Source organism: Klebsiella grimontii (assembly GCF_900200035.1).
GTDB classification, from domain to species: domain Bacteria; phylum Pseudomonadota; class Gammaproteobacteria; order Enterobacterales; family Enterobacteriaceae; genus Klebsiella; species Klebsiella grimontii.
The window spans coordinates 507,114-529,285 of sequence record NZ_FZTC01000019.1 but is presented as its reverse complement, the minus strand read 5'-3'; the positions used below and the strand labels follow the sequence as shown (position 1 = coordinate 529,285).

Below are 22,172 nucleotides of genomic sequence, written 5' to 3'. Positions count from 1 at the left end.
GCCTGTCAGGTTGGGGGCTTTCGCCCCCGATTATTATTGGAAGTGAATCGTTAACTGATACTGCCATTGTCTTTCAAGCAGCAGCCACTGTTGCAGCACGCTGGGTGTCCAGGAGTCGTCGCCGCCGATGCCCATGTGTTGAGCATCGAGCGCAATCCAGACGCCTTTTTCTGGCTTCATCCGGTGCCAGTGGTCGGTCTCCATTAACTGCGCGGTGCTATAGGGCTGGACGGAGAAGTGGAAATCGCCCCCTACGTGCCAGCGCCCCCAGTCCAGCGCCTTGCTATCGCAGCGCAGGCCGTTTTCCGTCGGGAAAATGTAAGGGGTGGTCATCTCTTCCAGCGGCAGCTGCCAGCGGGAGAAACAGGCGCTGGTGCGGCGGTCCGGATAGTTCTCGTGCGGGCCGTAGCCCAGCCAGCTGACCGGCTGCTGCTGGTCGGGAACCTGGAACGTCAGCCCGATGCGCGGCAGCGGCGGCAGGGTGCCGGCGCGTTCGCCATCGACCGCCAGATGCAGCTTGCCTTCGCTATCAAACGTCATCCGCCAGTGGCTGACAATCACCACTTCGTCGCCGCGCAGATAGTGCCAGCGGCTATCGATAACCACTTCATGGGCCAGACGCTGCGCGTCGCACGCTACGCAGCGGGCGCTGAGGCCGTACAGCCCGGCGCTTTTCCAGCGTTCGACCCAGGCGTTGGGGTCGATACGCTCCACTTCACTGACGCCAATATCGTTATCCAGCGGCGCGCGCGCAAACTGATCGCGCAGCGGCGTCAGCAGCTGTTCCACGCCGTCCACCTGCCAGCGGGTTAACAGGCCGCTTTCCCGGTCGACCGTCCACTGCTGCGCGCCGCTGCGCACCGTCCAGGCGGCGTTACTGCCGTCCAGCGCTGGCGCCGTGCCGGTAGGGGCAGGGCGACGCAGCGCCAGCGGGGCGGCGATCGGGAACTGCTGCCAGGCGACGCGATGCCCGGCGTCGGACCAGGCGGTGGCCTGCGGCTGGACGACCTCCAGCGTTAGCCATATCTCTTCGGCGCCGGCGGGCAGCGCCAGCGCCTCGCACAGCGTCAGCTCGCTCTGGCCTTCAGGGCTAAGCTCAAGCTTCACTTGCCCCTCGGCAAAGGTTTCTCCGGCGGCCTGAACCTGCCAGCGCAGCTCTTCGTTATCGGTGGCGCGGAACAGATATTCGCTGCTGACGCCGATCCGCAGCGGGGATTGCGCGAGCAGGGCAAACTGGAAGTACTGCTGCGCGCGTTTGGCCTCAATTAATGAAGGGTGCGGGCGACGGTCGGGGAAAACCAGTCCGTTCATACAGAACTGGCGATCGTTCGGTTTATCGCCAAAATCACCGCCGTAGGCATAGCCAACGCTGCCGTCGTCGAAGGTTTTGCTGATGGCCTGATCCGCCCAGTCCCAGATAAACCCGCCCTGCAGGCGCGGATAGTCGCGAAAGGCCTGCCAGTAATCGGCAAAGTTGCCGAGGCTGTTGCCCATCGCGTGGGCGTATTCGCAGAGGATCAGCGGTCGCTGCTCGCCCGGCAGACTGATCCACTTTTTGATCCCCCATTTTGGCACCGTCGGAATCAGCTGGTCGCGTTCAACGCGGGCGTACATCGGGCAGATAATATCGGTGGTGGTGCTGTCGGCGCCGCCGCCTTCGTACTGCACCGGGCGGGAGGGGTCGTTGCGCTTCAGCCAGTGATACATCGCTTCATGGTTGCCGCCGCCGCCGGATTCATTTCCCAGCGACCAGATAATAATCGACGGGTGGTTGCGGTTGCTTTGCAGCATGCGGCTGACGCGGGCGCTGAAGGCCGGGAGCCAGCCCGGATCGTCGGAAAGACGATTCATCGGCACCATGCCGTGGGTTTCAATATTGGCTTCGTCAACGACGTACAGGCCATAGCGGTTGCACAGCTCATACCAGCGCGGAGCGTTTGGATAGTGCGAGCAGCGCACGGCGTTGAAGTTGTTCTGCTTCATCAGCAGAATATCCTGCACCATGTCCTCTTCGGTCACCACCTGGCCGCGCTGGTGGTGATGCTCGTGGCGGTTGACGCCGCGGATCAGCAGCGGTTTGCCGTTCAGCAGCAGCAGGCCGTTTTTGATTTCAACGCGGCGAAAGCCGATATCCCAGGCTTCCGCCTCGATCGTTTCATCGCCGCGCCACAGGGAGACGACTGCCCGATAGCAGTTTGGCGTTTCCGCGCTCCACAGCGCCGGTTTTTCTACCGGCAGACGAATCGCCGCGCGTTCGGCATAGTTGCCGCGCTCATCGATAATCGGCGAACCCGGCGGCTGGCGGTGGCTGGCGACCAGACGATCCTCATCCCACAGCTCAACCTTCACCGTCAGCTCTTCCAACTGCGCGACCGGCGCGGCAACGCTTACGTTCACCAGCAGTTCGGCATCGCGGTAAAGCGCATCGAGCTGCGGCGTGAGCTGAACGTCGCTGAGGTGCAGGGTCGGTTTGTTCAGCAGCCAGACCGAGCGAAAGATCCCGCTCATGCGCCACATGTCCTGATCTTCAAGCCAGGTTCCCGCGCTCCAGCGCATCACCATGACGCAGATGCGGTTATCGCCGGGCTGAAGGAATGGCGAGAGATCGAAGGCCGCGGGCAGGCGACTGTCCTGCGAGTAGCCGACCCATTCACCGTTGCACCACAGATGAAAAGCTGAATTAACGCCGTCGAAGATTATCTGCGTCTGGCCGTTGGCCTGCCAGTCCTCATCAACGCTGAACGTCAGCGAGTAGCAGCCGGTCGGGTTCTCCTCAGGCACGCGCGGCGGCGTAGTATCGATTGGATAGCGAACGTTGGTGTAGATTGGGGCGTCGTAGCCTTGCATCTGCCAGTTTGATGGCACCGGCGTACTGCGGCTGTCCGGCAGATCGTCTTCCAGCCAGCGGGCATCCACCGCAAACGGGCTGCGGGCCAGGGAAAACTGCCACTGGCCGTCAAGCCGGCGACGAGACGCCGAAGGCCGGTTTTCCCGCGCCGCGTCGGGATCGCGCCAGCTGGCGAACGTCGGGTGGGCCGGTAAACGGTTGAGATGGGTAATGGTCTGGTTTTGCCAGTCTTCGCGGACGAGAACCTGATGAAATGTCGCTCCTGCGGCGGAGATTGAGTCGTGTTGTTGCATACGCATACCTGACGGATAAGTGAGAAAAATGTCATTCGCTAGACAATGTAAATTTGTTATCAGTTATTTTCGTCAGAGCCGCAATAATGGCGAAAATGAAACCCACCGGCGATCACGAAAAGCTGGGAAAAGGGCTGATTTTTGTCGTCCTTTAAACATAAAATGTTAGCGAGCGACATTGAGGGTTCAAAATAGGGAAGGAGCGCGCTATGCAGCGTCGATCGGCAACGCTAGAAGATGTGGCCCGCGAGGCCGGGGTATCCCAGCAGACGGTCTCCCGGGTGCTGAATAATCCGGACGTGGTGTCTGAAAAAACCCGCGATAAAGTGATCCGCGCGATGCAGGCGCTGCGCTATGTGCCGAACCGTTCTGCGCAGCTGCTGGCGGGTAAATCCGCGCCGTCGATTGGGCTGATTACCGCCTCGCTAACGCTGCATGCGCCTTCGCAAATCGCCGCGGCGGTGAAAAGCTATGCGGGTTTGCATCAGCTTGAAGTTTCCATTGCGATGCCGGTGCAGATCGATTATCCGTCGCTGCAGGCCAGGCTCAATGAGTTTCGCGCCCAGCATATTCGCGGCGCGATTATCAGCCTGCCGCTGGAAAGCAGTCTCGCGGAGCGGCTGGTGGCGGAGAATCCCGATATTGCCTGTCTGTTTCTTGACGTCTCGCCGGAGGCCGACGTTTGCAGCGTGCGTTTCGATCACCGCGACGGCTGCGGCGCCTGCGTGCGTCATCTCTGGGACGCCGGGCACCGCGAGTTCGGCCTGCTCGCCGGGCCGGAAAGCTCGATCTCCGCGCGCATGCGCCTGAGCAGCTGGCGCGAGGCGCTGCACCGGCTGGGGGTCAGTAATGCGGTGACGGTATTTGGCGACTGGAGTGCCGCCAGTGGCTGGCACAAAACTTTTGAGCTGCTGCATCACCATCCGCGCATCAGCGCCATCGTGGTGGCTAACGATCAGATGGCGCTTGGTGTACTGAGCGCGCTGGCGCAGCTTAACCGCACCGGCAGCCAGGCTATCTCGGTCACCGGCTATGACGACACGGCGGATAGCCTCTATTTCCAGCCGCCGCTGACCACCGTCGCCCAGGATTTTAATGTTCTCGGGAAGCGGGCGGTAGAGCTGCTCATCCAGCTCATGGCCGCTCCGCAGATAAAAATTCGCGAGCTGCTGCCGACGCACCTGATTATCCGTCATTCCACTTGGCCCTATGCGGGAGATGAGGAGAGGGAGAAAGGCGAGCTCATTGCGCAGCTCAAAGCGCTGGTGGAAAAGCTGTAAGCAACGGGCCGTTTAGCTTTCATTGATGTTGCGTGTGATAGCTTATTCAACAAACGTACTCAGGGGATTTATCCCCTGAACGTAAAAATGCAAAACACAATCTATCCATGCAAGCATTTATTCACCGCCAGTCACATGGCGGTTTTTTTTGGCCTTTTTTTGCCAACGGGAAATGACGTTATTTTATTTAATTCTGCTGGTTGCGCGTTAAATCGGCTGGGTAAAGCATAAATACGCTGTTTTGTCGCCCGCGTGTCAAAAAGTTTCCCGGGGCTATAGTTTCTGCCCCAGCATAAAATGCTGTAGCGCATGAAGCGACAGAATGCTCTTCTTTTAGCACCATTCGGCTATGCTGAAAGCCAATAGCGGCGAGTAAAGGCAAGGTCATGATGATATTAAAAGGAAAAGAGCACGTTGACTCGGTTGACTGGCTGACGGTGGCGGAGACCATCGCCGCCGCAGGGCTTAATCAGCGGGACGTTGCGCTGGTTGAACGCGCGTTTCGCCATAGTACCTTTTGCTGGTTCGGCTATGAAAACGGTCAGCTCATTGCCGTTGCCCGGGCAATTAGCGACCTGACCTGGTGCAGCTATCTGGCGGATGTCGCGGTGCACCCGCGCTGCCAGGGTAAGGGATACGGCCAGCAACTGATGCGGGCGGTCAGCGATGAGCTGCGGCCGTACGGCAAAACCTTTATCTACTCGGTGGTGGATAAAATAGATTTCTATCGCCGCTTCGGTTTTGAAATGCTGGCGACGGGCATGGTTTGCGCCAGCGAAGAGACGATAGCGCGTATGCGGGAACAGGGCTTTGTTGGCTAGCAAATACCGCTTAAAAAAATGCATATACCAAACCTGAGTCGGCTATAGCCGGCCCAGTTAATGATGACAGATAGCCTGGGTTAAAAGGGTAAACTGTGTTACACAGTCTCATTCTCCTGGCAAACATCTGGATGGGATTATGCTGACCACTCTGATTTACAGAAGTCAGATGCATTTAACACAAGAAACCGATCTCATACTGCTGGTTGAAAAAGCGAATGCTGAGAACGCAGCACGCGGGATTACGGGCATACTTCTTTTAAAAGATAATGTTTACCTTCAGATACTTGAGGGCGATGAGTGCGTGCTTGAGCAGCTATTCAGCAAGATCAAGCAAGACGATCGCCACTCTCAGGTTGTCGAGCTGATGCGTGATTACGCGCCGCGCCGGCGCTTTGAAAACGTAGGGATGATGTTTTTTGACCTGAATAAACTGCAAACCGCTGACGTCCTGAGAAAGGTGCGTCAGCTTAGCCAGCTGAAAGGTTATCTTTCCACCGAAGAGCGCGTTTATAAATTTATCCATACTTTTATCAGTCAAAAAAGCGTTGCCGCGCCGTCACCCTTTTTACGGCCTGACCAATGGTCGCTTCATTCGCGTAAACATACATTTCATGTGCCGCAAGAATCGTTTTTTGCCGGTCAATGCTGTCAGTTTGCTTTCCAGCCCATTATCGAACCGTTGGCCGGGAATATCACTTCGCTTGAAGCGCTTATTCGTGATAAAGAGGGCGGCAGTCCTGCTAATTTCTTTGCCTCGATTCCGCAAGAGCAACGTTATGAAGTTGATCTCAAAGCGAAATCAGTTGCCTTTGCCCTGGCGAAAGAAATCAATATTGGCGACCATAAAATATCCATTAATATCCTTCCGATGTCGCTGGTTGTTATTCCTGACGCCATTGAATACCTGTTGCAGGAAATAAAAAAACAGGGGCTGGTACCCGAACAGGTGATCGTGGAGGTGACGGAAGATGAAATGATCTCCGGTTTTAGCCAGTTCAGCAGCGCGATAAAAAAACTGCGCGTCTCTGGTATGGGGCTGGCAATTGATGATTTTGGCGCCGGTTATGCTGGACTCTCGTTGTTGACAAAAATTCAGCCTGATAAAGTTAAAATCGATCGCGAGATTATTACCGACATCCATCAGAGCGGCCCTAAACAGGCGGTGGTAAGATCGATCATCAACTGCTGCCGTGAACTTGAGATTGCCGTGGTTGCTGAAGGCATAGAGCGGATAGAGGAGTGGTGCTGGCTCGAATCTGCGGGTATCAAACGTTTCCAGGGCTTTTTATTTGCCACGCCGAAAGTCAACGGCGTCGGTGACATACGCTGGCCTGTGAAAAAAAGTGAAGTCTGATATGCCTTAATATACTGAGCGGTTTGCCTCCAGCAGCAGCGCAGGCGAGTAGAAATGGAGTATTCAACCTGGATCATCCCTGTTTTCTGAAGCTGAACGGTATTTGCTGAACCGGCCAAGCGTTGATGATGGCCGGTAAGCTCATGCCTAACTGCAAGCTATGCCTATTCTCAATCTATAACAAACTGACCTTTGTTAATCATCGAGCCCGTCATGACTGATTTCATCTTCGTGGGTGTTTATCAACTGCGTGAGCGCTATTTGTTCCTGAAACTTGGTCAGAAGCAGTTCTGCGTCCGTCTTCAGAACGTCTTCAGATGATTCCAGTACCGAATTTATCGCTTTCGTTACGCTGCTAACTAATTCCGCGACGCCGCCTTCCTTGCCAATAGCAAGCATCAGAGCGCTAATGAGCAAAGACTGCGCCTCGACCTGGGCAGCAAGCTGCTTACTTTCGGCATCCATGGCAGAAATTTTAGCAATTATGCTGAGAATGACATTATTCATTGTATCCCTCAAATCAATCAATTAGAGCGGGTTGTTGATGGCTATATTCGACGTTGACAGTCCGAAATAACCATAGAACATAAATATGCCAGAAAAAATATCAGTAGCGATAGTCAGGTTTTAGACATCACCAAAATAAAGCATGAAAACGCGCCGCTCCCTCTTCCATTTTTCCTCCAGCGATCGCGCCCGACAGCGCGCAAGAGAGCATGAAGAGAGCGGTTGTTGACAAGAAAGACGGCAGACTTGAAGTTGTGTTAAGCCCGGCCGACCTCTGATGTTTCTTGCTTCAGCATCAACGCGTAGCGGGCGAAGCGGAAAATTTTAGGATGTTTGGCCGGAAGGATAAACGCGTTTGCAAGAGCGGCTATCTCTGTCCATCAAGCTGCGGCATGGTCTGACGCCCGACCATGAATATGGCTCATGTTGTAATGAAATTAACTCGCTTTTACTCATCTAATGACTCTGGCATAACATGCTGTATTCGATATAGATAATATGAAGATGAAGACCGCTTATGGAAGCGTGCGCCAGCCTGCAACCATCAGAAAGGACTGCGGTTTTTCTCTCAGAACTTAGGATGCACATCTGCGATGAATCAACAATTTACCTATACTATTAAACGCACTTTGTTTGATGAAAACTATAACCCCTCTGAAAATACGCGTATTACAACCAACTTTGCTAATTTAGCCAGAGGGGAAAATCGCCGGGAGAATCTGCGCAACACGTTAGCCATGATAAACAACCGTTTCAACAACCTGGCGCATTGGGATAATCCCAAAGGCGATCGCTACGCGGTTGAGCTGGAAATTATTTCAGCCGAAATGAAGATCAACGCCACCGGCGATACTTTTCCGGTGATTGAAATATTGCAAACCGGCATTATTGACAAAAAGACGGATAAACGCATTGACGGTATTGTCGGCAATAATTTCTCCTCGTACGTTCGCGATTACGACTTTAGCGTAGTGTTGTTAGAACATAATAAAGGGCGAGCAGGTTTTAGCATTCCCGCGGGGTTTGGCGATTTACACGGCAATATATTTAAAGATTTCGTCAATTCAGCGCAGTACAAGGCCAATTTCAAAAAAACACCGGTCATCTGCCTTAGCGTCTCCAGCAAAGACACCTATCACCAGACCGGAAATCAACACCCGGTGTTGGGCCTCGAATACCGGCCTACCGCCTCATCGTTGACTGAGCAATATTTTGGCAAAATGGGCCTGCAGGTTCGTTATTTTATGCCGAAAAACAGCGTCGCGCCTCTGGCATTTTATTTTTCGGGGGATTTGCTGAGCGATTATACGAGTCTTGAGCTGATTAGCACCATCAGCACGATGGAGACTTTCCAGAAGATATACCGCCCGGAGATTTACAATGCGAACTCTGCTGCAGGACTCTGCTACCAGCCCGATCTGCATCATCAGGACCATTCGTTAACAAAAATTGTTTACGACCGTGAAGAGCGCAGCCAGCTGGCGGTAGAGCAGGGGAAGTATACCGAAGAGCATTTTATTAAACCGTATAAAAATATTCTGCAGCAATGGTCTGCTCATTACGCTCTTTAAGACATCGCATAGATAAGGTTATCGATAATGAAAAAATTATTACCAACTTCAACGGCTGGCAGCTTACCGAAACCCTCCTGGCTTGCTGAGCCGGAGAAACTGTGGTCTGCCTGGAAATTACACGATCAGGAATTAATCGACGGCAAAAAAGATGCGCTGAGTTTGTCCTTATTCGACCAACTGCGCGCCGGTATCGATATCGTCAGCGATGGCGAGCAAACGCGTCAGCATTTTGTCACCACGTTTATCGAGCATCTCAGCGGCGTTGATTTTGAAAAACGCGAAGTCGTTAAAATCCGCAATCGCTACGACGCGAGCGTACCAACCGTGGTAGGGGCCGTTGAGCGACAAAAACCGGTATTCGTTGAAGATGCGCGTTTTTTGCGTCAGCTGACCAAACAACCGATTAAATGGGCGCTGCCGGGTCCCATGACCATGATTGATACGCTTTATGACGCTCATTATAAAAGCCGCGAAAAACTGGCCTGGGAATTTGCGAAGATACTTAACCAGGAAGCCAAAGAGCTGGAGGCCGCCGGCGTCGACATTATTCAGTTTGATGAGCCAGCCTTTAATGTGTTTTTTGATGAGGTCAATGATTGGGGCATCGCGGCGTTAGAAAGAGCGATCGAAGGGCTTAAATGCGAAACCGCGGTCCATATCTGCTATGGATACGGCATCAAGGCCAATACCGACTGGAAAAAAACGTTGGGAACCGAGTGGCGCCAATATGAAGAAGCGTTCCCTAAGCTGCAAACATCCAACATCGATATTATCTCACTGGAGTGCCATAACTCGCGGGTGCCTATGGATCTGCTCGAGCTGATTCGCGGTAAAAAAGTCATGGTTGGAGCCATAGATGTGGCAACCAATACCATTGAAACGCCGGAAGAGGTGGCCGCGACTTTACGCAAAGCGCTCCAGTTTGTGGAAGCTGATAAACTCTATCCGTCAACCAACTGCGGCATGGCGCCGTTATCTCGCCGGGTTGCTGCAGGTAAACTGCAGGCGTTAAGCGCCGGGGCGGAGATTATCCGCAGGGAGCTCCAGGGAAAATAGCCCGCTGGCAAAGGGCAGGAAAGCATCGCCGTTGCTGGCAGATGTCTAGCGAATGCAACAGCGGCAGCGGCGCTGCTGCTGGCTCTGCTTTAATATCTCACGGAGCGGTTATCGGCAGGGAAATACTCATACGCAGCGTCGCTAGTTACTTAAAATATTTATCCAGTGGATCGTAATGGCGGTATTTTCTAAAGAAAAACAGCCAGTAGATAAAGCCCAGAATAGCGCCCAGCCCGGCAAACTGCAGATAAAGCGTTTTACGCAGGACAAGCAGGTCGACAAATGAATACGCGCTTTTCCACATATCAATAATGCCACCGTTTATCACCAGATCTGTAAACAGCGCAAGCGCCGGCAGGGCAACGGCGTACGCGGCCAGAAGGTATAAAAGGGCCGCAATCCTCATTTTGGTATTGATGTGCATGTGCCGTTCCTTGTCCGTGTTTTTAAAACATAACATAGCTTATCAAGAACCAGCCTGCGATCGGCATTAGCCGATGCGGACACGATCGTTCGCTCCGAAAGGACCATTTGGATATGAAATCCAGATGGTCCTTACTGCCTGCTGCTAGTGATTATGATCTCTGAGAAAGACGGTTAATACATCCTTAGGCGGGGTCACGCCACATTCAGAAAGCAACCAACCGACAGCGCCGCGATGATACGTACCATGAAAAAGTACATGATTGAGCATATCCAGTGCTTTCATTTCACCCTTCCCGCCATCGACAAAGCGGAATTCTATACTATGCGAAAAATCAACGGCGCTCATGGTGCTCACATATTGAATATTCCAGTCTGTACATTCGGTCATCTTTGACAAAAGTTCATCAGCAGACGGTGTCTCTGGCGTATTAAGCGCTGTGTAACCGTGTTTTTGCCCGCTAATATTAGCCCTGAAAATCATATCCACCACATAAATATGATTCATGAGCCTGAGCATAAGATGGTGTTTATGGGCATAAACCGAGGTATCAACACGTTTTATTGCTTGTAACGTTTCTGCGTCTATCCATTGCTTATACTTAAATAACGTAACTACCTGATCCGCACCCATATATCGCCTCCGTTTTACATTAAACCATCATATCAGCAACATATGCAGAGGGAAATCTTCTCATCCTGACAGGCAGCACCCTGCAGTAGAAATTATGTCATTCCTTTGAATCAGCCTGTCGTTTTTCCTGCGAATGCAATACGGCTGCTTTTTGTCACCTCGTTTTTTCATTCAAACTCGCTATCAACAAATAAAGATAAACCAACCATGTGCCCTGGCGGCGTGAAAAATCCGCTGCTTGTCGCATGCATAAGATCTATCGAGCAATACTTTGTATTTAAGGTGAAGGTTAATTTCACATCATGGAGGCTAAATTTTCGGCGCAAATATCGAATAAATGTGAAAATCAAATGGACATCAGATTACAAATCATTACATTTGATTTCACAACATTTCAGAAAACGGAGTTTTTGATGTCGTGTGTGTCATTTCCCAGGTATGGGATTCTGCTGGGCAGCCTCACTGCAACAGCCCTCCCGGCAGCGCCCCTGAGTCCTGCGGACCAGAATGCCATTGAGCAACAACAAAAGGCATTGCTGGAACAGACGCAACAGCAGCGCGATATGCTCCGCCATTCCACATCCGCGCCCTCTCTCCCGGAAGCCCCCCCTTCAGAACCAGACGGTCAGTGTTTTCAGCTCCGGTATATCCGGCTGGAGAACGTCACAGTGCTCCCGCGCTCTGCCGTGCGAAAACTGACGACCATCCCGGAACAGGGCTGTATGACGCTCCCGGATATCCGGGAGCGGGTGCGGGATGTCACCCAGGACTACCTTTCCCGGGGATTCATCACTTCACGCGCCTGGCTACCGGAACAGGATATTTCCGGAGGAACGCTGGTCATTGCCGTCACAGAAGGGAAGGTGGAAGCCGTCACGCTGGAGGGGCATGAGGAAAATGCCATCAGGATGGCTTTTCCCCGGGCGGAGGGCCGGGTACTCAATCTCCGTGACGCTGAACAGGGTCTGGAGCAGCTTAACCGCCTGAACTCACGTCCACTGACCGTAGATATTCTGCCGGGGAGCCGGGAAGGTTTTTCCTGGGTAACGCTGGTACCGGTCAGCCAGCATTTTCCCGTCAGTCTTGATGTGGGCGCAGATAACAGCGGGCAGAAAAGTACCGGCAGCGGACAGCTGAATGCCCGTCTGACAGCAGACAATCCGCTGAGCCTGGCGGACCAGTGGACGCTGGCCGCAGGCAGGGACAGTGAGTTTCACCATGACAGACGCAGCCGTAATATTCAGGCCGGCGTTTCGGTTCCTTACGGGTACTGGTTGTTCAGCGCGCAATATGCGTGGTCCGATTTTTATCAGACGCTTTCTGTTAGTGGAGCCCCGCAGCGCTGGCGCTATGAAGGCACCGTGCAGTCACAGCGGCTGGCCGCCAGCCGGACGCTACTGCGTGACGGTAAGCAACGTCTGGCGCTGGATGTCGCCTTATCCCGCCGGAAAACCGAAAACCGGCTGGGCGGCGTACGTCTTGACGTCAGCAGCCCGACGCTCAGCAGCGTGACTGCCGGACTGAGCTACAGCCGGAGTATCGGTGGAGGCTATCTCACGCTGGGTCCGTCCCTTTCTCACGGCGTCCCGTTCGCCGGCGCGACACGTGATGACCCGGCGCATCCCGGCCTGCCCCGCAGCGAATTCCGGCGCTTCAGCGTTAGCGTAAGCTGGTTTTACCCCATGACATCCTCTGTGTACTGGCTGACCTCAGCCTGGGGGCAGACCACGCCTGACAGACTCTACGCCAGTGAGCAACTGTCCGTCGGAGGGCAGTATTCGGTCAGGGGGTTTAAAGAGCAGTATCTCAGCGGTAACCGCGGCAGCTACTGGCGCAATGAACTGACATGGCAATGGATGACGGTGCCGGGCGTGGGGGCATTCTCAGCAACGGGTGCACTGGATACCGGGCATGTCATGCGCCAGGAAGGGATAACCGACGGCGGAACGCTGACAGGGGCTTCCGTCGGACTGGAGCTGGCTGGCCGCTGGTTCAGCCAGTCCCTGACGCTGGGGGTGCCGCTGTCGTACCCCGACAGACTCACTCCGGATAAACACGTGGTTTACTGGCAGGCCACCGTTTCACTTTAACTGCCGGCACACAGCAGGGGCTATGACGGCTCCTTAATACAGGATGTTCTGACATGGATAAACTCGCACATCCGCTGGCCCGTGGGGCCAGCTGGCTGCTGATATACCTCACCGCCGTTCAGCCTCTGCATCCCGCTATTGCCGCGGGTATCACTGCCGCGAATGGCAACACTCAGGTCGCGATGAAACCCGGTAATGTCCCGGTGGTGAATATCGCCACGCCCAACGCGGCCGGTATATCGCACAACACCTACCAGGATTTTAACGTGGGAACGCCGGGCGCGGTGCTGAATAACGCCACGCAGGGCGGGAAAACACAGCTTGGCGTCACCATCGACAACGGCAATGCCAGACTCAAAGGTAAACCGGCCGAACTGATTATTAACGAGGTGACCAGCGGCAACCGTTCTGAACTGAAAGGCAGGCTGGAAGTCTTCGGCAATAAAACCGGCGTGATGATTGCCAACCCGAATGGCATCACCTGTGACGGATGTGGTTTCATCAATACCCCGTCAGTCACTCTGACGACGGGCAAACCGCAGTTTGATAAACAAGGGGCGCTCGATGCCCTTGAAGTCAAAAAAGGTGCGGTGATTATCGGCGGTAACGGCCTGGATGGGGCCGGCGCTGAATATGTTGATGTCATCAGCCGGGCCACTGAACTGAACGGCAAAATTAACGCGAAAACCCTCACCCTGACTCAGGGCGCGAACCGGATCAGCTTTAAGGACGGCACGGTAAAACCCATTGCTGGTGAGGGTGCAAAGCCTCAGCTTGCTGTCGATACAAAGGCGCTTGGCGGCATGTATGCCGGTAAAATCCGCCTGGTCGCCACTGAAGCCGGGGTCGGCGTCAACCTGAGCAATGTGACCTCAACTCAGCGGGATATTTCCCTGACGACGGCCGGGAAAATCACCCTCAGTAATGTCAAAGCTCAGACAGACCTGAATATCAGCGGCCGGGAAATCGTTACGCTAGCCGGCAGCAGCGTGCGTGCAGAGCGTGATCTGACGCTGGCGGCGACCACAGTGGATAACCGCAGCAGCACCACAGCCCACGGGGATATGCGGGTATTTGCGTCGACGGTACGCAATACGGGTAACGGTGCGTCATTACACAGCCATAAAAATCTGTGGGTACAGAAGGATGCCCAGGGTAACAAAGCCACACTTGTGGAGAATCGGTCGGCTCGCATTCAGACCAATACGGGCGACCTGATAATACGTTCAGAAACGCTAAATAACATTCGTGATGTACTGACTTACGAATGGAAAGATATCAGTCCCAATTCAACAGCATTTGTTAACCTTCCCCAATCCCGTACTATCAGTGCTATCAGGCATGCTTCTGGAAACATTACCCTGGCTGATGTGATTTACTGGGATGCGACATTAGGCGGCAAATGGTTTGGTACTGCTAATTTTAACCAGTCGAACCTGGTCAATACCGCCAGAAAAGAATATCGGCGAACCGCTACATCGTCCGCAGCCGCCATTCAGGCTGGCAGAAATGCTTATCTCAATACCACTCATCTGACTAATAACGAAAGTCTTATAAAAGCAAATCAAGATCTGATTCTCACTGGAAAAACGTTTAATCATATCAGTGGAATCACCGGTACCAGGGATACCTGGTCCTCCTATAATACGGCGTATCGTCCATCTAATACTGCGTCACCTGCGGTTCCTGAAAGTCAGTTAACTATTGCCGGGAAACAAAATAGAACTTATACGTTCCAGAAAACAGGCGAGATCAATAGCTGGAAAAATCCGACGATCTCTCCAGCAATACTTTCTGCCGGCGGTAATCTGGTGGCGGATTTTTCTGAACGTATTGAGAGTAAAGAGCCCTACGTCACGAACGTTCAGTATTCGGAAGTGATGGCCCGACCGGACACGATGACAGCCAGAAATATCCTGCTGCGCGCCGGAAGCATTGTTACCACCGATGTGATGAAGGCCTCAGGGGATATTACCTTACAGTCAGACCGTGGCACAAAAATGGCGCTGGCGCTGATGACGGCCGGAAAGGATATCTCGGTTCTGGCGGGCGTAAGTGTTGAGTCCTGGCAGAGTGAGCTCAAAGGACAGAACATTACCCTGGTCAGTCGCGGCGGTGATGTCACCTCTCATACCAGCGAGTGGCCCAACTTTTTCCATTCTGACGGGCTACGCTGGCTGGGAAGCCTGGAGGCTTCACGTGATTTATCACTCACCGCAGGTGGTAATATTCTGCTCAGGAACACGCGTTTTCCTGTCCTGAGCCAGAATATTTCTCTGGTTGCCAATGGGGATATCACGTTTGATAAAAATGACGCCATGCTGTGGCACGGGCGACCTGGTGCAGTCCTGACCTACGCCCGCAAGCAGGAGCTGTTTAACCGGATGTTACCGGGAGAGCCGCTGCGTGCTTCGGGTGATATCACCCTGAGCGGCCGGCGGCTGTCTCTGTATGGTGCAGGGCTCGAAGCCGGCGGGAATATCAGCCTCTCATCGGCTGCCAATACTGACCTGAACATGCGGAGCCTGAGTGACCTCTACAGTGAGTTTTTTCCGGACAGCCGGATACCTGAATTACGCAGCAACCTGAAAGCAGGAGGTAATCTGCTCATCAGCTCAGCGGCAGATATCGGCGTGCAGGGCGCTCATATTGTCGCCGGGAAAAGCGCGACGCTGCAGGCAGGGAAACTTCTCTGGCTGGGCGCATACGGATATGGCGTAACGGACAGCAGTAATGACAATAACAGGGATGAACTCAACGTACTGACCCGCCTGCACGGTGCGAAAAGCCTGACTCTGGCGGCAAACGGAGGTATCCGGGCTGACGGCAGTACGCTGACCTCTGACGGTAACATCACGCTGACCTCTGGCGGGAATATGCAGTTTCAGTCCGCCCGGGGGACGGTATACCGTGAGTCCAGGAACAGCTGGACGGAAAGCGTTAGCCAGACAGGCGTCACGCTGAATTCAGGTGGAGCACTGACGGTTATCTCGGGTGGCAGCATTCTTTTTCAGGCATCGCGTTTACTGGCAAAAGGGGCGATGGATGTTGCAGCAAAAGGTGGCTGGCTCTATGCCCAGGCGATGGAAGAGTCCAGTCATTACGAACGTCAAACCACGAAGAGAAAGTGGTGGGGTAAGAAAACCACCGTCAAACAAACGAAACACACCACCACCAACCGGGTGACGGAGTTTATTGCGGGAGGCAATCTCAGCCTGCTGAGTCGCGATGACAGTACCTATGAAGCCAGTAAAATCGAGGCAAAAAAGAACGCCACGCTGACCAGTACCAACGGCAAAGTTAATTTCCTGGCGGTGAAAAACACCACTTTCGAGCAGACTGTCAGCACCTCGAAAGGCTTCTATATCAAACAGGCAAATAAAGGCTACAGCGAAGGTAAATGGGTGCTTCCGTCTATTCATGCTGGCGGAAAATTGACGGTCAACGCGGCAAGCGGCATCAGTGCCGATATCAAAGCGAAAAATGGTCAGGCTTTGCAGGGCGCGATTACTGCTCTGGCGGCGTTACCCGGTACAGAGTGGCTGAAGGGACTGAATTCACGCAGCGATGTTCAGTGGAATACGGTTAAAGATGCTTACGACAGCTGGAATTATAAAAGTCAGAGCCTGAATCCGGCAGTGGCGGCAGTAATCGCTATCGCAGCAGCTGCGGCCACCGCAGGCAGTTCACTGGCGGCGACAGTTGCATCTTCAGTAACTTCCACCGTGGGTGGTGGCGCAGTAACGACCGGCGCGGTTACAGCCGGGATGTCTTCGCTGGCTGCACAGGCCGCCGTGGCACTGGTGGAAAATCAGGGAAATCTGTCAAAAACGCTGTCGGCGCTGGGAAGCAGCAGTTCGGTCAAATCGCTGGCCACCTCTATGGTTATCGGGGGCGCGCTGGCGGGCTTTGATAAGGTCATGAATATTGATGTTCCGCCCGACAAGGCCCAGTTACCGGCGCTGGTCAAAAACGAGGGATGGGGAAAAATCGTCCAGCGCGTGGCCGGCCAGTCGGTTATCAGCTCAAGCCTGAACACCGCCATCAATGGCGGCAGTTTTAAGGATAACCTGACTAATGCCCTGCTGGCGAATATTGGCAACCAGATTAATGCCGAAGGGGCCGGGCTGATTGGCGATAACGGCGAGGTTCTGGGTATACCGGGCAAGTCGCTGAGTCATGCGGTGGTTGCCGGTATCAGCGCTGAAATTGGTCGTGGTGACGGGAAAGGGGCCGCTGCCGGAGCGTTAGCGGCGGAGCTGGCAGCAATTACCCTCGGTGAAATATTCGTTGAACCCGCTACGCGGAATAATCAGATTCAGTCTGCCGGTAGGATTATTGGAGCAATCACAGGGGCTGCTGTAACAAACTCATCCGGCGGCGCCAATAGTGGGGCTAATGCCGCAGAAAGCGTCCTGCGATATAATTTTTTGATGCACGATGAGCCTGCAAGGATGGCGAAAAAGCTGGCTGACTGTAAAGGGAGCGGCGGTTGTGAAGCTGGTGTGCGCAAGGAAATGGCACAATTGTCAGCCAAAAATGAGAAACAGTTTGAAAGCTGCAGGGCTGCTGGTAATGGTGACTGTATTAATGAAATGCTGGCCGGAATAGCTGGCGCAAGTGGTTACAGAGAGCTGGGGATCCAGATTGGATTTGACATCGCCGGACAGTATCAGCAGATGGGGGAAAATGCATATGACCGATTCGATACCTGCGGATGGACTGCTGGCACGGGTTGCGGATTAAAGTTATGGGGTAAGGATGCTCTGGCTGATGCTGCGATGTGGGCCGCAGGTTGGGGCGTTGGTAAGGTTGTAGCCCCCGCTATCGGGAAATATCTTACTGAAGTCGGCATTCTGTCACAAAAAGGTGTTCCCGCGTACATAAAAAGTACACAAGTTGGTTTAGGGCAACCAGCAAAGGTTGATTATTACAAAAAATTGATGAAAGATGGGACATTTAAATTTGATAAAGACGAATTTATCGTTGCTGGGTTTAGAGATTTAAAAGGGATATATTATGTGTCAGAGGGAAACCATCGCATGGTAGCGGCAATTGAGCTATATAATGAGACAGGGAGTACAAAATATATAGAAGGTCTGATAAAAAATGGTCGCTGGAATTATGATGCTAATTATTCAGGTAGTAAGTTCCGGATTCCGATGAGAAAATAATTTTTTCTCCATGGCCTCCGAGGAGGCCATGGAGAGGTGGAGAGCAAAATGGATAAAAGTGAAGTCTATTTAGATATGCTTTTTTGGTCGTTGCCTCATATAAGGAATATAGCAACGCATAACCCTCTAGCCAGGCTTAAAGACAGGTCTACCTATTATGAGTCAGAACTTGTTTGCCAATTTCACTTATTGCTCAAGTATAAAAGTTTTACTAAAAATGATATAAGTTTTTTAAATTCCCGGGCTAGATGGTATTATGAAAACTGTGACAAAAATAAGAGTATTCTTTATCCTTCTCAGGTGAAAAGGATTTCTTTGTTATTTGCTATGGTTCCCGAAGAAATGAAAGGGTTGCTTGAATGGAATGGCCCTTGCTGTTAGACGTTTTAAGTGTTTAATGCTAAAGATTGTTTAGGCTCTCAGGGGTGAAGCAATTAGAGTGTAATTCAAGTGTGAAGGCATAGGAAGTATGGAAAAAAAAGACGTATACCTTGAGATTTACCAGAGTTCTATACAACAAATAAATCGTGTTGCAACCAAGAGTGGGTTATTAAAATGTTTAGATAAATCAATATATTATGAGGCCCAGCTTATTCATAAGTTTTCTTTTTTACTTAAGAATGAGTATTTTAATGATATGGACATTGATTTTTTAAATTGGGGGGCGAAGAACTACTATGAAATGTGTGATGTGAAAAAGAGCGTACTTTATAACGAGCAGTTGCAACGACTTTCAATGCTCTTCTCTCTTGTTCCGGAAGAAATGCGGCATAAACTTGAGTGGGATGGGCCAGTAATAAGATAGGATTCATATATACCGTAATGATAACAATTAAGTTAGTACCCAACGCTGATGGAAAGATCGTCTTGAGTCAGGGTCTACAGGAAAAGGACGGATATGAGTTTCGTAGAGAAATAACGACGCAAGCCAAAAAAGGAACGCCCCCAGGTGCATCAGCAGCAGGGGGCGTTTACGGGTGGGGATTATCGTCGTTCATCAGTCATCCCATTTGTGGCTTAGATACGCGGCAAGAAATCCAAAGAACAGAATGATTCCCAGAACTGCCATAAATACATGCATATTTCCCAGCATGATTAACCTCCATAAGCTTTGCTATGCGCTATATTGTCCTCATTGAACAGGTTTACGGTTGTTGGATACATCTTAGCCCGACTAGTCTAAACAAATGCTTAACAAATTGCCCGGCGTGACTATTCTGGCGATAAATCACATTACGTTTTTGTCCACCATTATCTTCTTTCTGTACTGCAACGGGCTAAGATCAAACTGCTGGCGAAAGTGGTGGCGCAGGGTGCTGGTGTTAGAAAAACCGCAAAGCTCGGCAATCTGTTCAACGCTCAGCCGGCTGTGGGTTAAATGCTGCGTGGCGCGCTGCAGGCGCTCGTCAAGCAGCCAGCGGGCAGGGGTTTTGCCGGTGGCGTCTTCGAAACGGCGCAAAAACGTCCTGGGGCCCATGCCGGCTCTTGCCGCCAGAGATGCCACGGTGTGGCTAGCGGCGAGATTCTGATGTAGAAAATCAAATAATTGCCCCAGCCGCAGACTCTCCCGCGCTTTAGCCACCGGGCGAACAATCTGCTGCGCCTGCCCGCCGTCGCGATGGGGGGAAACCACCAGGCGTCGGGCGACAAGATTCGCCGCGTCGAGGCCAAAGTCCTCGCGCACCAGGTGCAAACATAAATCGATACCCGCGGCGCTGCCTGCCGAGGTCATTACGCCTTCTGCGCCGACGTACAGCACGTCATCGACCACTTCAATCTGCGGAAACCGCGCCCGCAGCTGGTCGGTATAGCGCCAGTGGGTGGTCGCCTGGCGGCCGTTCAGCAACCCGGCGGCGGCCAGAACGAAAACCCCGGAACAGATAGAAATGATCCGGCAGCCTCGCGCATGGGCGGCGACCAGCGCTTCGCACAGCCGCGGCGGCACGGGGGAGTCGATACCGCGCCAGCCCGGCACCACGATGGTGTCCGCTTCGCCTAACAGCGCCATACCGCCGTCGGTCATCAGCCGAATCCCGCCGGTCGCCCGCAGCTCGCCTTCGTCGACGGCGGCCACAGCAAAACGATACCAGCGCTCACCCATCTCAGGGCGCGGCAGGCCAAAGATCTCGACGGCGACGCCAAATTCAAAGGTACACAGGCCATCGTAGGCCAGAGCAACAACCCGATGATGTGACAACGTCATGGATGTAATTGTCATGATTTCAGCGTTTTCAGTCATGGTTCTCGGCAGATGTCGCGCAGGCGGTTAATTAAAGTAGTGGTATCACAGACAAGGAGAAGATGCCATGAGTGTTGTAACCGCGATTGCCCCCGCCAGTTCTACCGACGCTGCCGCCTGGTTTCGTCATAAGCTAAGCCTCGAGACCGACTGCGCCGATGTCTACAGCGCGATGCGCGAAGGAGACGTAGATTTTGTTCTGCTACATGTCGTCGGCAGTGAGGAAACCTTTGCCCGTCGGCACCTCCCGGGCGCCCTGCATTTACCGCACCGCCAGATAGATGAAGCCAGAATGGCGCAATGGCCTCAGGAGACGCTGTTTGTGGTCTACTGCGCCGGGCCGCACTGCAACGGGGCGGACGTCGCCGCCATGAAGCTGGCGCTACTGGGGCGTCCGGTCAAAATGATGCTCGGCGGCCTGACCGGCTGGGAAGATGAAGGCTTGCCCTTCGCAAAATGAATTTATTTCATGTGCCATGAAATATTGTCGTTTGCCGATGAATCCTCAGCATGCCAGTATCTGGACATATAGCCATCCAGAAGTCTAAAAATTCAAATAATGAACTATCACGGTGGGCAACTAACCTTGCCCGCCGCTAAGGAGACACCATGCAACGTCATCAGGCCCCGTTCCGCGCAGATATCGTCGGCAGCTTTTTACGTCCGGACGCCATCAAACAGGCCCGCCAGCAGCTGGCCGCAGGCGCTATTGACGCGCAGCAGCTGCGGCAGATAGAAAATGAGGCGATTCGCCATCTGGTGCAGCAGCAGTGCGAGTGCGGGCTGCACGTGGTGACCGACGGTGAGTTTCGCCGCGCGTGGTGGCACTTTGATTTCTTTGACGGTTTACAGGGCGTTGAGCGCTACGATTCAGAAAAAGGTATCCAGTTCAACGGGGTACAGACCAAAGCGCACGGGGTTCGCGTCACCGGTAAACTGGCCTTCGGCGATCACCCGATGCTGGAAGATTTTCGCTATCTGAAGAGCGTCAGCGGCAGCGCGCAGCCGAAAATGACCATTCCCAGCCCGAGCGTGCTTCACTTCCGCGGCGGGCGCAAAGATATCGACGCGACGGTATATCCGGACCTCGCCGACTATTTCGATGACCTGGCGACCACCTGGCGCGACGCCATTCGCGCCTTCTACGATGCGGGCTGCCGGTATTTACAGCTCGATGACACCGTCTGGGCCTACCTGTGCTCTGATGAACAGCGTCAGCAGGTTCGCGATCGCGGCGAAGATCCGGATGAACTGGCGCGCATTTATGCCCGCGTCCTGAATAAGGCACTGGAAGGGAAGCCGGAGGATCTGACCGTTGGCCTGCACGTGTGTCGCGGTAACTTCCGCTCGACCTGGATCTCCGAGGGCGGCTACGAGCCGGTAGCCGAAGTGCTGTTCGGCGGCGTTAACATCGACGCGTTTTTCCTCGAATATGATAACGACCGCTCCGGCGACTTCGCGCCGCTGCGCTATATTCGTCCCGGCCATCAGCAGGTGGTGCTGGGGCTGATCACCACTAAAAACGGCGAGCTGGAAAACCCGGAAGGCGTGAAGGCTCGCCTGCGGGAAGCGGCGCAGTACGTCCCGCTGGCGCAGATCTGCCTCAGCCCGCAGTGCGGCTTTGCCTCCACCGAAGAGGGGAATTCCCTGACGGAAGCCCAGCAGTGGGACAAAGTCCGCCTGGTTACCGGCATCGCCGCACAGGTCTGGTAATCTCTTCATAGCGCAGCGTTGCACTATTTTAAGGCAACGCGGCGCACTCCCTTTTATTTCCCCCATATTCCGCCGCGCTTTCAGGCTATTTCGCAACCTGGCATTGTTTTTGCCTTATCACTTCCGGTTAGTCGTTAATTCATTTTTTGTCTTTGCGCTATTC

At 53.4% G+C, this 22,172-nt stretch carries 17 protein-coding genes; 11 read left to right on the top strand and 6 right to left on the bottom strand.

What is annotated here, in order from left to right; all coding sequences use genetic code 11:
* Positions 1 to 33: 33 nt before the first annotated feature.
* Positions 34 to 3,141, bottom strand: a complete 3,108-nt coding sequence (locus KOSB73_RS17260) for a beta-galactosidase (RefSeq protein WP_098140737.1) — start codon at positions 3,139 to 3,141, stop codon at positions 34 to 36.
* Positions 3,142 to 3,350: 209 nt separating this feature from the next.
* On the opposite strand from KOSB73_RS17260, the gene KOSB73_RS17255 reads away from it, so the two are divergent.
* The 3 genes from KOSB73_RS17255 (at position 3,351) to KOSB73_RS17245 (ending at position 6,599) form a co-directional block, all read left to right on the top strand.
* A complete protein-coding gene (locus KOSB73_RS17255; protein ID WP_024358044.1) occupies positions 3,351 to 4,421 on the top strand; it encodes a LacI family DNA-binding transcriptional regulator in 1,071 nt (356 codons plus the stop codon).
* Positions 4,422 to 4,807: 386 nt separating this feature from the next.
* Positions 4,808 to 5,242, top strand: coding sequence for a GNAT family N-acetyltransferase (locus KOSB73_RS17250; protein ID WP_004136283.1), 435 nt, complete (start codon positions 4,808 to 4,810; stop codon positions 5,240 to 5,242).
* A gap of 139 nt (positions 5,243 to 5,381) precedes the next feature.
* Positions 5,382 to 6,599: a diguanylate phosphodiesterase gene (locus tag KOSB73_RS17245; RefSeq protein WP_098140736.1), complete on the top strand. Its 1,218-nt coding sequence runs from the start codon at positions 5,382 to 5,384 to the stop codon at positions 6,597 to 6,599.
* A 195-nt stretch (positions 6,600 to 6,794) separates the two neighbouring features.
* Here the strand turns inward: KOSB73_RS17245 and iraP are convergent, their stop codons facing one another.
* Positions 6,795 to 7,106 carry an anti-adapter protein IraP gene (gene iraP, locus KOSB73_RS17240; protein ID WP_004136287.1) on the bottom strand — a complete coding sequence of 104 codons (312 nt, stop codon included), beginning with the start codon at positions 7,104 to 7,106 and terminating at the stop codon, positions 6,795 to 6,797.
* A 593-nt stretch (positions 7,107 to 7,699) separates the two neighbouring features.
* Between iraP and KOSB73_RS17235 the strand changes: the two genes are divergently transcribed.
* Both KOSB73_RS17235 and KOSB73_RS17230 read left to right on the top strand, forming a co-directional pair.
* Positions 7,700 to 8,677, top strand: coding sequence for a DUF1852 domain-containing protein (locus KOSB73_RS17235; protein WP_049085583.1), 978 nt, complete (start codon positions 7,700 to 7,702; stop codon positions 8,675 to 8,677).
* A gap of 27 nt (positions 8,678 to 8,704) precedes the next feature.
* Complete coding sequence (locus KOSB73_RS17230) at positions 8,705 to 9,736, top strand: methionine synthase (RefSeq protein WP_004136288.1); 1,032 nt, start codon at positions 8,705 to 8,707, stop codon at positions 9,734 to 9,736.
* A gap of 145 nt (positions 9,737 to 9,881) precedes the next feature.
* On the opposite strand, the gene KOSB73_RS17225 is transcribed toward KOSB73_RS17230, so the two are convergent.
* Positions 9,882 to 10,160, bottom strand: coding sequence for a hypothetical protein (locus KOSB73_RS17225; RefSeq protein ID WP_049087272.1), 279 nt, complete (start codon positions 10,158 to 10,160; stop codon positions 9,882 to 9,884).
* Positions 10,161 to 10,304: 144 nt separating this feature from the next.
* Positions 10,305 to 10,793 (bottom strand): DinB family protein, encoded by a 489-nt coding sequence (locus KOSB73_RS17220; protein WP_004136292.1) that lies wholly within the window; start codon positions 10,791 to 10,793, stop codon positions 10,305 to 10,307.
* Positions 10,794 to 11,206: 413 nt separating this feature from the next.
* On the opposite strand from KOSB73_RS17220, the gene KOSB73_RS17215 reads away from it, so the two are divergent.
* The 4 genes from KOSB73_RS17215 to KOSB73_RS17200 all read left to right on the top strand — a co-directional run bounded on the left by KOSB73_RS17215 (position 11,207) and on the right by KOSB73_RS17200 (position 18,862).
* Positions 11,207 to 12,883, top strand: a complete 1,677-nt coding sequence (locus KOSB73_RS17215; RefSeq protein ID WP_049087271.1) for a ShlB/FhaC/HecB family hemolysin secretion/activation protein — start codon at positions 11,207 to 11,209, stop codon at positions 12,881 to 12,883.
* A 53-nt stretch (positions 12,884 to 12,936) separates the two neighbouring features.
* On the top strand, positions 12,937 to 18,057 hold the full coding sequence (locus KOSB73_RS17210; protein WP_098140735.1) for a DUF637 domain-containing protein: 5,121 nt from the start codon (positions 12,937 to 12,939) through the stop codon (positions 18,055 to 18,057).
* Positions 18,058 to 18,105: 48 nt separating this feature from the next.
* Positions 18,106 to 18,438: a hypothetical protein gene (locus tag KOSB73_RS17205; protein ID WP_074168743.1), complete on the top strand. Its 333-nt coding sequence runs from the start codon at positions 18,106 to 18,108 to the stop codon at positions 18,436 to 18,438.
* A gap of 88 nt (positions 18,439 to 18,526) precedes the next feature.
* Positions 18,527 to 18,862, top strand: coding sequence for a hypothetical protein (locus tag KOSB73_RS17200; protein ID WP_004136297.1), 336 nt, complete (start codon positions 18,527 to 18,529; stop codon positions 18,860 to 18,862).
* A 192-nt stretch (positions 18,863 to 19,054) separates the two neighbouring features.
* On the opposite strand, the gene mgtS is transcribed toward KOSB73_RS17200, so the two are convergent.
* Together mgtS and ftrA are read right to left on the bottom strand one after the other, a co-directional pair.
* Positions 19,055 to 19,150: a protein MgtS gene (gene mgtS, locus KOSB73_RS17195; RefSeq protein WP_004136299.1), complete on the bottom strand. Its 96-nt coding sequence runs from the start codon at positions 19,148 to 19,150 to the stop codon at positions 19,055 to 19,057.
* A 135-nt stretch (positions 19,151 to 19,285) separates the two neighbouring features.
* Positions 19,286 to 20,296, bottom strand: coding sequence for a transcriptional regulator FtrA (gene ftrA / locus KOSB73_RS17190; RefSeq protein ID WP_098140734.1), 1,011 nt, complete (start codon positions 20,294 to 20,296; stop codon positions 19,286 to 19,288).
* A gap of 67 nt (positions 20,297 to 20,363) precedes the next feature.
* Between ftrA and KOSB73_RS17185 the strand changes: the two genes are divergently transcribed.
* Together KOSB73_RS17185 and KOSB73_RS17180 are read left to right on the top strand one after the other, a co-directional pair.
* Entirely contained in the window at positions 20,364 to 20,756 is a 393-nt protein-coding gene (locus KOSB73_RS17185) for a rhodanese-like domain-containing protein (RefSeq protein ID WP_004136302.1), read from the top strand.
* Between the two features lie 149 nt (positions 20,757 to 20,905).
* Positions 20,906 to 22,009 (top strand): cobalamin-independent methionine synthase II family protein, encoded by a 1,104-nt coding sequence (locus KOSB73_RS17180; RefSeq protein WP_004136304.1) that lies wholly within the window; start codon positions 20,906 to 20,908, stop codon positions 22,007 to 22,009.
* Positions 22,010 to 22,172 lie beyond the last annotated feature (163 nt).

Excerpts from the sequence above, each read along its gene's own strand:
- KOSB73_RS17185 (WP_004136302.1), top strand. The coding sequence starts at position 20,364 with ATGAGTGTTGTAACCGCGATTGCCCCCGCCAGTTCTACCGACGCTGCC.
- KOSB73_RS17255 (WP_024358044.1), top strand. The coding sequence starts at position 3,351 with ATGCAGCGTCGATCGGCAACGCTAGAAGATGTGGCCCGCGAGGCCGGG.
- KOSB73_RS17260 (WP_098140737.1), bottom strand. The coding sequence starts at position 3,141 with ATGCAACAACACGACTCAATCTCCGCCGCAGGAGCGACATTTCATCAG.
- KOSB73_RS17225 (WP_049087272.1), bottom strand. The coding sequence starts at position 10,160 with ATGCACATCAATACCAAAATGAGGATTGCGGCCCTTTTATACCTTCTG.
- KOSB73_RS17215 (WP_049087271.1), top strand. The coding sequence starts at position 11,207 with ATGTCGTGTGTGTCATTTCCCAGGTATGGGATTCTGCTGGGCAGCCTC.
- KOSB73_RS17180 (WP_004136304.1), top strand. The coding sequence starts at position 20,906 with ATGCAACGTCATCAGGCCCCGTTCCGCGCAGATATCGTCGGCAGCTTT.
- KOSB73_RS17250 (WP_004136283.1), top strand. The coding sequence starts at position 4,808 with ATGATGATATTAAAAGGAAAAGAGCACGTTGACTCGGTTGACTGGCTG.
- KOSB73_RS17245 (WP_098140736.1), top strand. The coding sequence starts at position 5,382 with ATGCTGACCACTCTGATTTACAGAAGTCAGATGCATTTAACACAAGAA.
- KOSB73_RS17230 (WP_004136288.1), top strand. The coding sequence starts at position 8,705 with ATGAAAAAATTATTACCAACTTCAACGGCTGGCAGCTTACCGAAACCC.
- KOSB73_RS17200 (WP_004136297.1), top strand. The coding sequence starts at position 18,527 with ATGGAAAAAAAAGACGTATACCTTGAGATTTACCAGAGTTCTATACAA.
- ftrA (WP_098140734.1), bottom strand. The coding sequence starts at position 20,296 with ATGACTGAAAACGCTGAAATCATGACAATTACATCCATGACGTTGTCA.
- iraP (WP_004136287.1), bottom strand. The coding sequence starts at position 7,106 with ATGAATAATGTCATTCTCAGCATAATTGCTAAAATTTCTGCCATGGAT.
- KOSB73_RS17205 (WP_074168743.1), top strand. The coding sequence starts at position 18,106 with ATGGATAAAAGTGAAGTCTATTTAGATATGCTTTTTTGGTCGTTGCCT.
- KOSB73_RS17235 (WP_049085583.1), top strand. The coding sequence starts at position 7,700 with ATGAATCAACAATTTACCTATACTATTAAACGCACTTTGTTTGATGAA.
- mgtS (WP_004136299.1), bottom strand. The coding sequence starts at position 19,150 with ATGCTGGGAAATATGCATGTATTTATGGCAGTTCTGGGAATCATTCTG.
- KOSB73_RS17220 (WP_004136292.1), bottom strand. The coding sequence starts at position 10,793 with ATGGGTGCGGATCAGGTAGTTACGTTATTTAAGTATAAGCAATGGATA.
- KOSB73_RS17210 (WP_098140735.1), top strand. The coding sequence starts at position 12,937 with ATGGATAAACTCGCACATCCGCTGGCCCGTGGGGCCAGCTGGCTGCTG.